Raw genomic sequence first — 13,612 nt, forward strand, 5'->3', positions numbered from 1 at the left:
CCGCGGTCGATTGCGAGGCGGTCTGGGTCGCGGTGGCGGTCATCGTGCCGGCGGTGGCCTGCAGCTCGGTGGCCGAGGACGACACCAGGCCGACGATCCCGCCGACCGCCCGCTCGAACCCGTCGGCCATCTGGCGCATGCCGGCCTTCCGCTGTTCCTCGGCGGTATTCCGCGCCAGGAGCGTCTCCTGCTCCAGTTGCCGCGTCCGGACCAGGTTGTCGCGGGACGACTCGACGGCGCCCGCGATGGCTCCGATCTCGTCGGTGCGGTCGGTATGGGGCACGGGGCCGTCCACGTCGCCGGCGGTCAGCACGCGCATGCGCCGGATCAGGCGGTCGATGGGCCGCGTGATGCCGCCGACGACGTAGGCGGCGCCCGTGAGCCCGATCGCCAGGCCGATGCAGCACAGGAGCCCGGTGAGCCAGAGGGCCCGCGAATAGATCGCCTGGGCCGCCAGCTGGGCGGCTTCGCCCCCCTTCACGTTGAGGGCCGTGCCGCGATCGAGGGCGGCCAGGGCCGCGTCGAAAGGCTGGCGCGAGGCTTGGAACAGATCGGTCGAGGCACGCTGGTCCCTGGCCCGGGCGGCGGCCACGATCTTCGACCGCATCGCCAGGTATTCGTCCCAGTGCCGTCGGAACGTCGTCCAGAGGCCGCGCTCCTCGGCGTTCGAGATCAGTGTCTCGTAGCGGGATGCGACTTCATCGATGTTCTTGGCACGGCTCTCCGAGACGGCGTCGAGCTCGTTCACCGCCTCGGACGCCATGACGTATCGGGCGTCGACGAGGCGCAGGCGCGTCACCTTGTATTTGAGTTCGCCCAGCTCCCGGACGCTCGGCAGCCAGTTCCCCGACAGATCGAGGGCGTTGGCGTTGACGGCGCGGAGCTGCCATCCCCCGACGACACCCTGCGCCAGCAGGCCGACCGACAGGACGGAGATCAATCCGATCAAGATATGTGAGATCTTCAGTTTCATGGTGTCGCTCAATCTGTCGTCACTAGATTATCGAAGAAGCATAAATATTAGATTAATTAATTGAAAATTTTTAGTAAATAGGAATTATATCTTGTAAAAGAGCGTTGCGGGCGCGCATCGCCGGATTCGATGCTTGAAGCGACTTGATCCGGGCCGCCCCCGCCCCCGCCCCCCGTGCATCCGTGCGATCCCCGCCGCGAAACCGGAACGCCGTCCCGGTGTTGAGATCGCGACGCTTCCCAACGGACAGGCCGATGATCAGAACCGCCCTCGTGCTCGCCTCCGGCCTCGGCCTCGCTCTCGGCCTCGCGGGTCCCGCCGCGGCCCAGACCGCCCACGTCCCGCCGCCGAGCGACGCGGTCGGCGCGCCGGGCCCCGGCACCGGCACGAAGCCGCCGGCCTCGCGCCCGACCCGGAATCTTCCCGGCAACCCGAGCAGCACGTCGGTGCCCGGCACCAACCCGGGTGTCTGGATCGGCGGCAGCCCGACCGCGGGACCGCCCGGCAGCGGCGGTACGGCGGGCGGGCCGGCCGCGGGGAATCGGTGATTCACGGTCGCGTGTGAACGGAGGCCGCGTGATGCTGACGATCCACCACCTCGGTCGCTCGCAATCCGAGCGCATCCTCTGGCTGTGCGAGGAACTGGGCGTTCCCTACACCCTCGTCCGCTACGACCGCGACCCGGTCACCATCCTGGCGCCGCCGGACCTGCGGGCGCTGCATCCGCTCGGCGCGGCGCCGGTGATCGAGGAGGATGGGCTGGTGCTCGCCGAATCCGCCGCGATCGTCGAGTACATCGCGGTCAGGCACGGCGGCGGCCGGCTGCGGCTCGGGCCGGAGCACCCGGACTATGCCGCCTTCCTGTACTGGTTCCACTTCGCCAACGGCAATCTCCAGCCGGTCCTCGGCCGGACGATGATGGTCGGCCGCGTCGGGCTTCCCCCCGACCATCCGGTCCAGGCGGCGGTGCAGGGCCGCCTCGACCGGGTGATGGCGCTGGTCGAGGCGCGGCTCGCCGAGGTGCCGTACCTCGCCGGCCAGGAGTTCACGACGGCCGACATCATGAGCGTTTTTTCGCTCACCACGATGCGGCTGTTCCAGCCGGTCGATCTCGCGCCCTATCCGGCGATCCGCGCCTACCTGCAGCGCATCGGGGCCCGCCCCGTCTATCGCCGCGCCATGGAAAGGGGCGATCCCGGCTTTGCCCCGATGCTGACCTGAGGCGTCAGGCGTCGAGCCACTCGCGCAGCAGCGCGGCGGTCCCCTCCGGCCGCTCCAGCGGCGGGAGGTGGCCGCACTCGCTCAGGACGTGCAGGTGCGAGCCGGCGATGCCGGCATGGATCTCCTGCGCCAGGGCCGGGGGCGTCAGCACGTCGTCGGCGCCCACCGCCACCAGGGTCGGTACCCGGATCGTCGCGAGGGTCGGCCGGCTGTCCGGCCGGGCGAGGATCGCCCGCTGCTGGCGCAGGAAGGCTTCGCCCCCGACCCGCTCGGCCATCGCCTTCACGGCGTCGCCGACCGGGCCGGCGACGTGCGAGGCGTGGACGAGCTTCGGCAGCAGGCGGGTCGTCACGCCGGCGAAGCGCCCGACCTTGATCTGCTCCATGCCCTGGCGCCGCAGCGCCGCGTGCGCCGCGTCCTCCGGCGCGGCGCCGGTGTCGAACAGGGCGAGCCGCGTCACCCGCTCGGGCGCCTGGCGCAGGATCTCGAAGGCGACGTAGCCGCCCATCGACAGGGCGACGAGACCGAAGCGCGGCGGCGCCGCGGCGAGCGCCCGGCGGGCCATCGCGGCGACGCTGTCGTCGAGGGTCAGGTCCGCCACCGCGGCCGCGCTGCGGTCGGCCAGGGCGGCGATCGGGCCGCGCCACAGGACGGCGTCGTTGAGGAGCCCGGGCAGGAACAGCAGCGGGCCGGAAGGGAAGGTCATGGGGGATTCCGTGGCCGCCCCCGGGACCCCGAGGGCGGCGTTCGCCGTCTTGCGATCTCTGGCTGATCGCGTCGCGAGGCAGACATCGGCTTTGCTCGGGCGCCGCGCCGGCTTGTGGCACGGATTCCGGAGGGCATCCTCCGAAAATCGCGTCAGTAGGAGCGCGGCATGCCCAGCACGTGCTCGGCGATGTAGGACAGGATCAGGTTCGTCGAGATCGGCGCCACTTGGTAGAGCCGGGTCTCGCGGAACTTGCGCTCGACGTCGTACTCTTCGGCGAAGCCGAAGCCCCCGAAGGTCTGGATGCAGGCATTGGCCGCCTCGAACGAGGCGTCGGCGGCGAGCATCTTGGCCATGTTGGCCTCCGCCCCCGGATTGGCTCCGGCCTCGTAGAGCGCCAAGCCCTCCCGCACCATCAGCTCGGCGGCCCGCATGTTGGCGTAGGCCTTGGCGATCGGGAACTGGATGCCCTGGTTCTGGCCGATCGGCCGGCCGAACACCTGGCGCTCGCGGGCGTAAGCCGAGGCCTTGGCGATGAACCACTTGGCGTCGCCGACGCACTCGGCGGCGATCAGCAGCCGCTCGGCGTTCATGCCCGACAGGATGTAGCGAAAGCCCTTGCCCTCCTCGCCGACCAAATTCTCGGCCGGCACCTCCATGTTGTCGAAGAACACCTCGCAGGAATTGTGGTTCATCATCGTGCGGATCGGCCGGATGGTCAGGCCGCGGCCGAGCACGGTGCGCATGTCGACGATGAAGGTCGAGAGGCCGTCGGTCTTCTTCGCCACCTGGTCGCGGGGCGTGGTGCGGGCGAGCAGAAGCATCAGGTCGGAATGCTCGGCCCGGCTGGTCCAGATCTTCTGGCCGTTGACGATGAACTTGTCGCCCTCGCGCCGCGCCGTGGTGCGGAGCGCGGTGGTGTCGGTGCCGCTCGTCGGCTCGGTGACGCCGAAGGCCTGGAGCCGCAGGCGGCCGGCGGCGATCTCCGGCAGGTAGCGCTCCTTCTGGGCCTGGGTGCCGTGCCGCAGCACGGTGCCCATCGTGTACATCTGGGCGTGGCAGGCCGCGCCGTTGCAGCCGGAGCGCTGCACCTCCTCGAGGATCGCGGCCGCCGCAGAGAGCGGCAGGCCCGAGCCGCCGTATTCCTCGGGGATCAGCACCGAGAGGTAGCCGGACTCGGTCAGCGCGTTCACGAAGTCCGTCGGGTAGGCGCGCTCGGTGTCGAGGCGGCGCCAGTACTCGTCGGGAAAGCGCGCGCAGAGCTTGGCGACCTCCTCGCGGATCTCCGGATGGCGCAGCGCGTCGGTCTCGGTCATTCGGGCGTCTCCTGCCTGCCGGGCCGCCGGGTGGGGATCCGGGGCGCCGGTCGTTCGCGACAGGTTTACACGGTCCGCCACCGTCCGTGTCATACCGTCGAGGCGTGCCTGCCATCGCGGCCGGCGTATCTCGCGGCGGTCAGAAGTCGGCGTGCAGCCGGGTGCCGAAGAAGTTCGCCGGGCCGCGGTCGCGGTTATAGGCGGGGTTCACCACCAGCTGGTAGTTGAACGACACCGTCACGGCCTTGGTCAGGCTCAGCGCGTAGTAGGTCTCGAAGGCGCGCTCGGTGCCGTAGGTCAGGCGTCCGTCGCCGATCAGCAGGCCGAGGCCACCGTTGGCGAAGTAGGCCCGGTGCGACGGCGACAGGCCGTTGATCGCCCCGCCGATCCCGACCGTGTCGCTCGGCCGCTCCCAGGCGGTGCCCTTCAGGGACAGGCCGCCCGAGACCGAGCGGTCGACGTCGGTGAAGGACAGGCTCTCGTTGCGCCCGTCCGAGACGCTCGCCCGGGCGAACAGGCCGAGATCCGGGGTGAGCGCCTGCTCGAGGTTGATGTAGGCGCCGGTCTTGCGCCGGGGCCGGCGGGTCGCGGCGGCCGCGTCGTTGATGTCGTCGTAGACGCCTCCCTGAGTCAGGTCGACGACCTGGCGATAGTTGGCGGTATTGCCGACGTTGCTGAACAGGCCGATGCGCAGCTTGCCCGGCTGGTCGAGGCCCGGCAGGACGTGGCGCTCCTCGAACTCGATGTTGGTGCCGGCGCGCTCGAAGACCCGCGGGTCGAGCACGTCGTTCGAGGGCTGCTTGGGCACTTGGGTGTAGGCGGCCCGGATCGCGAATTCCGGCCGGTTGTACTCGACCATCACGCCTTGCGTGAAGCCGGGGAGGTTCGCCGGGAAGTCCCAGGCCGAGGAGCCCCAGATCGACCAGTTCATGAAATCGACCCGCGGGTCGTGGGCGTAGACGTTGCCGTCGAAGAAGTCGCCCAGCGCGAACTTGCCGGCCACCACCGAGATCCGCTCGACGTCGCGGGTCATCGCCACCTGGTTGACGCCGTCCGGCACGTCCTCGGTGGCGCCGCCCAGCCCGAAGGTCTGGCGGATAAAGTAGCGGTTCGAGCGCAGCTTCGGGAACGGCGCGCCGGCCTTCTGGGCCTCGCCGTTGACGAAGCCGGCGACGCCGAGCGTCCTCGACAGGCCGAAGCCCTGCGAGAATTCCGGGTTGTAGTAGAGCTCGGTGCTGTCGGTCAGCTTCACGCCGAGGAACACGGTCGCGGTGGTGGTGGACTGGACCTGGTTCGGCACCAGGCTGTTCTCGCCGCGATAGGGCGCGCGGAAGCCCGGTACCCCTTGCATCACGAAGGTGGTCTGGCCGTGGAAGGAATAGCGGCCGGTGTCGCGGCTGGCCGGCGCGTCCTCGGCCACCTCCGCCGGCAGCCTGAGGCCGTAGGGGTACCAGGAGAGCCGCGCCATCATCTGGTGCGACGAGAACGCGGCCTGGGTGGCGACGGGGCCGAGCCCCGGCACCGCGCCGAGGTCGAAGCGGCCGGACCGACCGAGGTCGATGTAGCGGTAGTCGAGGCCGAGCGCGAGGTTGGGGGTGATGGCGTATTGCACGCCGGCCCCCAGGGTGAAGCCGAGGAAGGACAGGTCCTTGCGCGCCGTCGCCGTCGGGCCCGCGGCGGCGTCCGGGTAGGTCGCCAGCACCCGCGCGTCGGCGCCCGCGAGCCCGAAGGTGGCGTAGACGAGGTAGCTCTCGAACGCGTAGCCGAGGCGGGCGCGCACGGCCCCGTAGAGGTCGGTCTTGGCGCGGATCACGCTGAAGGCCGGATCGACGTCCTCGTAGCCGAAGCCCAGCGCCGTCGAGGGGACCGGGCGCTTGAGGTTGGCGCCGTAGAGGTCGGCCTCGATCCCGTAGAGGTAGGGACCCGTCTGCCAGTTGTAGCCGCCGAACAGGCCGCCGACCGCCGTGGTGGCGGTGCGGCCCGCATCCGAGCGCCGCGTCGAGTCACCGCTCTGGAAGGCCGGGATCGCCCGGCCGCCGACCGTGCTCGGCCCGAAGCGGTAATTGCCGAACGAGGCGCCGGCGCTGCCCTCGACGCCGAGATAGGGGCCCGACCAGTCGGTGTAGGTCGGCCCCTCCGCGGGCGCGGGCGCGGGAGGGCGCAGGTCGGCGGCCTGCGCCAGCCCGGCCCACAGGCCGAGCGCCACACCGAGTCCCGCTCCGCCCGCACGCCGCATCGCCGCTTCCCCTGCCGTTCCGGTGCCGGGTATAGCAATTGCTATATTCCTGGCAACCGGCCACGCTCGTCCGGGAAAGGCCTCTACGGTTTCCGTGACGGTATTGTCACGGTCCGGCGCCCTAGGCCGGTTACCCTACGCCGAGAGCGTCGTCAGGCGCCGAGCAGCCCGCGGCCCGCGAGGTTGCGCATCAGCGCCGCCGCCCCGAAGGTCCAGGGCTCGCAATCCTGGCAATGGCGCATCCGGTTGACCAGCGCCCCGAGCCCGGGGCTGCGGATCACCACCCGGTCGCCGACCTGGTGGGTGAAGCCCTGGCCCGGCGCGCCGCGATCCTCCACGGGGGCGAACATCGTGCCGAGGAAGAGCACCGCGCCGTCCGGGTACTGGTGGGTCCCGCCCATCATCGCCTCGACGAGGTCGGCCGGGTCGCGGCTGATCTCCGAGAGGGGCGAGGTGCCCGACAGCCGGAAGCCGTCCGCGCCCATCACCTCGAGGCTCACCACCGTGCGGCGGACGTCGTCGAGGGAGAAGCGATCGTCGAACAGGCGCACGAACGGCCCCAGCGCGCAGGAGGCGGCGTTGTCCTTGGCCTTGCCGAGCAGCAGGGCCGAGCGGCCCTCGAAGTCGCGCAGGTTGACGTCGTTGCCGAGGCTCGCCCCGACGATGCGCTGGTCGGAGGCGACGACCAGGGCGATCTCGGGCTCGGGGTTGTTCCACTGCGAGCCCGGATGCAGGCCGGCCTCCTGGCCGCAGCCGACCGCCGAGAGCGGCTGGGCCTTGGTGAAGATCTCGGCGTCCGGGCCGATGCCGACCTCGAGGTACTGGCTCCAGGCGCCCTGCGCCACCAGCACGGCCTTGAGCGCCATCGCCTCGGGCGAGCCGGGCTTCAGGCGCCGCAGGTCGTCGCCGACGAGGCGCCCGACCTCGAGGCGGATCGCCGCCGCGGCGTCCGGGTTGCCCCGCGCCCGCTCCTCGATCACCCGCTCCAGCATCGAGACCGCGAAGGTCACGCCGGCGGCCTTGACCGCCTGGAGGTCGATGGGGGCGAGGAGCCACGGCCGCGACGGGTCGCGGGTGTCCGGCGGGGTGTTGGCCAGCACCGCGTCGAGGGGGCCGAGCGTCTCGCCCGTGGCGGCCCGCAGGGCGCCCGCCGGGTCGGCCGCCTCGCACAGGTCGCGGACCGTCGGGAAGGCGCGGGTGACGTCGACGAGCTCGGGCGCCCCCGACGCGCCGTCGCGCACGGCGACGACGCTCGGGCCGTTCAGCTCCGGCCGCCAGACGCGGCCGGCGAGCGCCCCGGCACAGCCGTCCTCCGGCAGGATGGCGCGGGCGTCGAAGGCATCGAGGATCGGCTGCATGGGTGTCTCCTCCCGGCCGGCTCCCGTTCGGCGGGGCGCAGCATGGGGAGAGACCTAAGCCGATCGGCCGCGGCGGGGAAGCGCGGAAGACGCCGGATCGTCCGGATCCATGTGCCTGCCTCCGGGATCCCCCGCGGCGGGGGGCGTCAGGCCGCGTCCGGCCGGCAGGCCAGGACATGGCGGAGCGCCTCGTCCAGGGGGGCGGGGCGGCCCAGGTGGTAGCCCTGGACGAAGGGGCAGCCGAGGCTCCGCAGCATCGCGAGGTCCTCGGCGGTCTCGACGCCCTCGGCCACCACCTCGAGGCCGAGGGCCCGGCCGAGGCCGAGCACCGCCTGGACCAGCCCGCGCTTGTCGTCGGAGTCCGCCAGGCCGGTGACGAGGCTGCGGTCGATCTTCACCCGGCCGGCCCGCAGGTGGCGCAGCGAGGCCAGCGACGAGTAGCCGATGCCGAAATCGTCGAGCGCGACGCCGATGCCGGCCCGCGACAGGGCGAGGAGCTTGCCCTGCACCGCCTCGATGTCGAGGGCGGTCTCCTCGGTGATCTCGATCTCGAGCATCGCCGGCGGCAGGCCGAGCGCCCGCAGGCGCTCGAGCACGATCTCGTCGACCGGGACCTGCACCATCTCCCGCGGCGACACGTTCATCGCCACCCGCACGCCCTGGACCCCGCCGGCACGCAGGGCCTGGAGCGCGCCGCAGACCTGCTCCAGGATGACGCGCAGGAGCGATTCGGTCAGCCCCGCCCGGGCGGCGGCGGCGACGATCTCGCCCGGCGGGACCCAGCCGTGGACCGGGTGGTACCAGCGCACCAGGGCCTCGAGGCCCGCCACGGTGCGGCCGCCCTCGCCGAAGATCGGCTGGAACCAGACCGCGACGCCGGTCTCGGCGAGCGCGTGCGACAGGTCTCGCTCGCAGTCGCGGCGCAGCTCGATGCGGCCGCGCAGGCTCTCGTCGAAGATCCGGAAGCGGTTGCGCCCGGCGGCCTTGGCGGCGTGCAGCGCCTCGTCGGCGCAGGTCAGCATCTGGGTCAGGTCGGGCCCGTGGGCGTGGCACAGCCCGGCGCTGATGCCGAGCCGCCCGGCATCCAGCCCGTCGAAGGGCTCGACCGCCGCCTTGATCAGGGCCGCCGCGAGGTCGGCGGGCGGCAGGGCGGCGGACGGGTCGTAGAGGACCGCGAACTCGTCGCCGCCGAAGCGGGCCGCCAGGGCCTCCGGCGGCAGGCTGCGGCGCAGGCGCCGGGCCACCTCGACCAGCACCCGATCGCCGGTGGTATGGCCGTAGACGTCGTTGACCGACTTGAAGCCGTCGAGGTCGAGGAGCATCAGGCACGGCGCCGGGCCGGGGCGCTGGATCCGCTCCTCCGCCGCCAGGGCGAAGCCGGCGCGGTTGTTGAGGCCGGTGAGCACGTCGTGGGTGGCGCGCCGCCGCATCTCCTCGGCGAGGATCGAGGCGGCCGCATGGGCCTCCTGGCGCGAGCGCGCGAGCGCCGTGGCCTCGTTCTTGAGCCTGCTGGTGCGGCGGAAGGTGCGCTCGGTCTCGGCCGCATTGCGCAGGAGCGCCGCGAGGTAGAGCAGCACCGTGAAGGCGAGGCAGGTGCGGTCGAAGCCGCCGGCCCAGGCGAGGCAGCCCGCCGCGGTCAGCAGCGGCGGCGTGATGAAGCCCGTGGGGATGGCCGCGAAGGCCGTGCCGTGCGCGACCGCGCCCGAGGTGATGCCGCAGGTCACGATGAGGTAGAACAGCGTCTCGGGCGCGGTGTAGCCGGCGCACAGGAGCGGCACCAGGGACCAGACCACGCCCGACAGCAGGGCCGCCAGGGTGGCGAGGCGCAGGTGCCGGTCGACCGAGCGCGCCGCATCCTCGGCCTGCTCGGGCGCCTCGCCGGCCGCGAGGCCCTGGCAGGGCGCCCGGCACAGGCCGACGCGGATCAGGTTCACGGCCGACGAGACCGCGAACCAGGCGAGGCCGGCCTGCCCGTTCCCGGCATGCCAGGCCACCAGGGCGCTGGCGGCGCCGAGCAGCGCGTTCACCAGCATGGCGGGCTGGACGCTGCGCCGGACCGATTCGAGCTGGTCGCGTCGGATCGATGACCGCAGGTCGGTGTCGTCGCTCGCGGGCAACATGTCGGAGCCTGCTTCCTGGCTGCCTGTTCCTGACATGACCCCTCGGCGCGTCAGTATGCTTCCCTTAGCGGTCGCAGGTAAAGAATCGTTGACGGCGGGATACGTCAACCCGCCCATTACGCGCAGTTCGCCCGACGCGACGGAACGTCGGCCGAGCCTAGCCGTTGAATTCGCGCTGCAGAGCGGAGGAGGGAACATGCGGAACGTGGCGAAGGCGGCCGTGGTGGTGGCCGTGACGCTGATGGGCGCCGGGGCGGCCGAGGCCAAGGGCTGCATCAAGGGTGCGATCATTGGCGGCGTGGCCGGCCATTACTTGGCCGAGCGCGGCGTGGTCGGGGCCGTGGCCGGTTGCCTCGCGGGCCGGGCGCTGGCCAAGCGGCGCGACCAGCAGCGCGACGTCGATTACGGTGCCCGCGTCGGACCCCGCGACGGCTACGCGCCGCGCCGGAACTACAGCTACTGACGGATGCCCGTCCCGGGCCGGCCCGTGCCGCCCGGGATCGACACCGCGCGCCGGCGCGGCGATCGGTCCCGTGCCGGCGGCGCCGGCCGCCCCATCTGATCGCGCATTCCTCCCGCCGTCCGGATGCGCATGGCCGTCTTCTTCACCGCCGACACGCATTTCGGCGACACCCACATCCTGCGCCAGCGCGGCCGCCTGTTCGCCTCCATCGCGGAGCACGACGAGACGCTGGTGGCGAACTGGAACGCGGCGGTGGGGCCCGACGACGAGGTTTGGCACGTCGGCGACTTCGCGGCCCATGCCGAGCGGGCGCATTGCGCGGGGATCTTCGCCCGGCTGAACGGCGTCAAGCGCCTGGTGCGCGGCAACCACGACAGCAACCGCGTCCTCGACCTGCCCTGGGCCGATCCGCCGGTCGAGAGCGTCCGCGTCACCCTGCGGGAGGAGGGGCGCGAGTGGCGCCTCTTCCTGGCCCATTACGCCCACCGGGCCTGGCCGGGCCTGTGGCGCGGCACCCGCCACCTCTACGGCCACACCCACGGCACGCTGCCCGACACCACCCGCTCCTGCGACGTAGGAGTCGATGCCTGGGACTATCGCCCGGTGCGCCTCGCGGCCTTGGCGGCGCGCCAGGACGCCGCGACTCTGGTGCCGGAGGAACTGGCGCGGGACCGGGCGAGGGAGGAGGCTGCGACCAGGGATCGCGACGGATCGACGGAAGCCGTGATTCCACCCGCGACCTCATCCTGAGGTGCGGCTGCTTGCAGCAGCCTCGAAGGAGGGCTCCAGACGTCGCTGCGATCTCTGGAGCCCTCCTTCGAGGTCAGCCCATCGATGATGGACTGACACCTCAGGATGAGGTTTCGGATGGGACGAGCGGGGGGCCGAACGGCTCCCCGGCTCCACTCAGCCGCCGATGTTGTAGGCCGCGAGCGCCGCCATGTTGACGATGTCGGAATCGGTGGCGCCGAGCGGGACGATCTGCACCGCCTTGTCGAGGCCGACGATCAGCGGCCCGAGCACCTGGGCGCCGCCGAGTTCCTGCAGCATCTTGGTGGAGATCGCCGCCGAGTGGAAGGCGGGCATCACCAGCACGTTGGCCGGCTGCTTGAGCCGGCTGAACGGGTACTGGGCGAGCAGGTCCTTGTTCAGCGCGACGTCGGCGGCCATCTCGCCGTCATACTCGAAATCGACCCGCATCCCGTCGAGGATCCGCACCGCCTCCTGCACCTTCTCGGCGCGCTCGGCCTTGGGGAAGCCGAAGGTCGAGAACGACAGCATCGCCACCCGCGGCTCGTAGCCGAGGCGGCGCGCCACGCCGGCCGCCTCGATGGCGATGCCGGCGAGTTCCTCGGCGCTCGGCATCTCGTGGATCGCGGTGTCGGCCACCAGCACCACCCGGCCGCGGGCGAGGCAGAGCGAGACGCCGATCACCCGGTGGCCGGGCTTGTGGTCGATGACCCGGCGCACGTCCTCGAGCGCGATCGAGTAGTTGCGGGTGGTGCCCGTCACCATCGCGTCGGCGTCGCCGAGCGCCACCATCGAGGCGGCGAAGTGGTTGCGGTCCTGGTTGATCAGGCGCTGGCAGTCGCGGAACAGGTAGCCCTTGCGCTGCATCCGGGCATACAGGAACTGCGCGTAGACGCTGTTGCGGTCGGATTTCGCGGCGTTGTGGATCTCGATGTTGTCGCGGCCGGCGAGATCGATGCCGGCGGCCTCGGCATTGGCCATCACCCGGTCCTCGCGGCCGACCAGGATCGCGGTGCCGAGGCCCTGGTTGACGAAGGAGATCGCGGCGCGGATCACCACCTCCTCCTCGCCCTCGGCGAAGACGACGCGCTTGGGGTACTTGCGCACCCGCTCGAACACCCGGTTCAGCGTGCCGGCGACGGGGTCGCGCCGGGCCGAGAGCTGGGCCCGGTAGCGGTCCATGTTGTCGATCGGCTTGCGGGCGACGCCGGTCTCCATCGCGGCCTTCGCCACCGCCGGCGGGATGGTGAAGATGAGGCGCGGGTCGAACGGCACCGGGATGATGTATTCGCGCCCGAAGCGCGGCCGCGTGCCCTGGTAGGCCGCCGCCACCTCGTCCGGCACGTCCTCGCGGGCGAGCGCCGCGAGCGCCTGCGCGGCCGCGATCTTCATCTCCATGTTGATCGTGGTCGCGTGCACGTCCAGCGCGCCGCGGAAGATGTAGGGGAAGCCCAGAACGTTGTTGACCTGGTTGGGGTAGTCCGAGCGCCCCGTCGCCACGATGGCGTCGTCGCGGACCTGCGCCACCTCCTCGGGGGTGATCTCCGGGTTCGGGTTCGCCATCGCGAAGATGATCGGCTGCGGCGCCATCGAGGCGATCATCTCAGGGGTGAAGGCGCCCTTGACCGAGAGGCCGAACACGATGTCGGCGCCCTCGAGCGCCTCGGAGAGCGTGCGCTTGTCGGTGGCGACGGCGTGGGCCGACTTCCACTGGTTCATGCCCTCGGTGCGGCCCTGGAACACCACGCCCTTGGTGTCGCACAGGATCACGTTCTCGGAGCGGAAGCCCAGCGCCTTGACGAGCTCGATGCAGGCGATGCCGGCCGCGCCCGCGCCGTTGACGACGAGGCGGGCCTCGGAAATGTCGCGGCCGGTGAGGTGCAGGGCGTTGATGATGCCCGCCGCCGAGATGATCGCGGTGCCGTGCTGGTCGTCATGGAAGACCGGGATGTCCATCAGTTCCCGCAGGCGCTCCTCGATGATGAAGCACTCGGGGGCCTTGATGTCCTCCAGGTTGATGCCGCCGAAGGTGGGCCCAAGGTAGCGCACGCAGTTGATGAACGCCTCGGCATCCTCCGTTTCGACCTCGAGGTCGAAGGAATCGATGTCGGCGAAGCGCTTGAACAGGACCGCCTTGCCCTCCATCACGGGCTTGGAGGCGAGCGCGCCGCGATTGCCGAGGCCGAGGATCGCGGTTCCGTTCGAGATCACCGCCACGAGGTTGCCCTTGGCGGTGTAGTCGTAGGCGAGCGCCGGATCGTCCGCGATGGCGAGAACCGGCACGGCGACGCCCGGCGAGTAGGCGAGCGACAGGTCGCGCTGCGTCGCCATCGGCTTCGTCGCCACGACCTCGAGCTTGCCCGGGCGGCCCTGCTGGTGGAACTGCAGCGCCTCCTGGTCGGTGAAGGTCGGGCGCTTGCCGCGGGTGACGGGGCGGGACTCGCTCATGCCAGGCTCTTCTCGTGCGAC

Annotated in this window: 11 protein-coding genes; 4 read left to right on the forward strand and 7 right to left on the reverse strand. The window is 71.5% G+C overall.

The genetic code is table 11. From position 1 onward, the window contains the following. A partial coding sequence (locus V3T34_RS06360; RefSeq protein ID WP_331369129.1) for an MCP four helix bundle domain-containing protein occupies nucleotides 1–949 on the reverse strand: 949 nt, incomplete at its 3' end. Nucleotides 950–1,227: 278 nt separating this feature from the next. Between V3T34_RS06360 and V3T34_RS06365 the strand changes: the two genes are divergently transcribed. Together V3T34_RS06365 and V3T34_RS06370 are read left to right on the forward strand one after the other, a co-directional pair. After that, nucleotides 1,228–1,521 (forward strand): hypothetical protein, encoded by a 294-nt coding sequence (locus V3T34_RS06365; protein ID WP_305078047.1) that lies wholly within the window; start codon nucleotides 1,228–1,230, stop codon nucleotides 1,519–1,521. A gap of 31 nt (nucleotides 1,522–1,552) precedes the next feature. Next, nucleotides 1,553–2,194, forward strand: coding sequence for a glutathione S-transferase family protein (locus V3T34_RS06370; protein WP_305078048.1), 642 nt, complete (start codon nucleotides 1,553–1,555; stop codon nucleotides 2,192–2,194). 4 nt (nucleotides 2,195–2,198) lie between these two features. Here the strand turns inward: V3T34_RS06370 and V3T34_RS06375 are convergent, their stop codons facing one another. The 5 genes from V3T34_RS06375 to V3T34_RS06395 form a co-directional block, all read right to left on the reverse strand. Beyond that, entirely contained in the window at nucleotides 2,199–2,900 is a 702-nt protein-coding gene (locus V3T34_RS06375) for an alpha/beta fold hydrolase (RefSeq protein WP_060849829.1), read from the reverse strand. A 152-nt stretch (nucleotides 2,901–3,052) separates the two neighbouring features. Continuing rightward, a complete protein-coding gene (locus V3T34_RS06380; protein ID WP_060849830.1) occupies nucleotides 3,053–4,216 on the reverse strand; it encodes an acyl-CoA dehydrogenase family protein in 1,164 nt (387 codons plus the stop codon). A 139-nt stretch (nucleotides 4,217–4,355) separates the two neighbouring features. Continuing rightward, nucleotides 4,356–6,452: a carbohydrate porin gene (locus V3T34_RS06385; protein ID WP_305078049.1), complete on the reverse strand. Its 2,097-nt coding sequence runs from the start codon at nucleotides 6,450–6,452 to the stop codon at nucleotides 4,356–4,358. A gap of 152 nt (nucleotides 6,453–6,604) precedes the next feature. After that, nucleotides 6,605–7,810 carry a fumarylacetoacetate hydrolase family protein gene (locus V3T34_RS06390; RefSeq protein WP_060849832.1) on the reverse strand — a complete coding sequence of 402 codons (1,206 nt, stop codon included), beginning with the start codon at nucleotides 7,808–7,810 and terminating at the stop codon, nucleotides 6,605–6,607. Between the two features lie 146 nt (nucleotides 7,811–7,956). Beyond that, entirely contained in the window at nucleotides 7,957–9,930 is a 1,974-nt protein-coding gene (locus tag V3T34_RS06395; protein WP_060849833.1) for a putative bifunctional diguanylate cyclase/phosphodiesterase, read from the reverse strand. 196 nt (nucleotides 9,931–10,126) lie between these two features. Between V3T34_RS06395 and V3T34_RS06400 the strand changes: the two genes are divergently transcribed. Together V3T34_RS06400 and V3T34_RS06405 are read left to right on the forward strand one after the other, a co-directional pair. After that, the gene (locus V3T34_RS06400) at nucleotides 10,127–10,393 is read left to right on the forward strand and encodes a hypothetical protein (RefSeq protein WP_060849834.1); all 267 of its coding nucleotides are present in this window, start codon (nucleotides 10,127–10,129) and stop codon (nucleotides 10,391–10,393) included. Nucleotides 10,394–10,522: 129 nt separating this feature from the next. After that, nucleotides 10,523–11,143, forward strand: coding sequence for a metallophosphoesterase (locus V3T34_RS06405; protein ID WP_305078050.1), 621 nt, complete (start codon nucleotides 10,523–10,525; stop codon nucleotides 11,141–11,143). Between the two features lie 156 nt (nucleotides 11,144–11,299). Here V3T34_RS06405 and V3T34_RS06410 read toward each other — a convergent pair whose 3' ends face one another. Next, nucleotides 11,300–13,591 carry an NADP-dependent malic enzyme gene (locus V3T34_RS06410; RefSeq protein WP_060849836.1) on the reverse strand — a complete coding sequence of 764 codons (2,292 nt, stop codon included), beginning with the start codon at nucleotides 13,589–13,591 and terminating at the stop codon, nucleotides 11,300–11,302. Nucleotides 13,592–13,612 lie beyond the last annotated feature (21 nt).

The organism is Methylobacterium ajmalii, from assembly GCF_036448855.1.
GTDB classification, from domain to species: Bacteria; Pseudomonadota; Alphaproteobacteria; order Rhizobiales; family Beijerinckiaceae; genus Methylobacterium; species Methylobacterium ajmalii.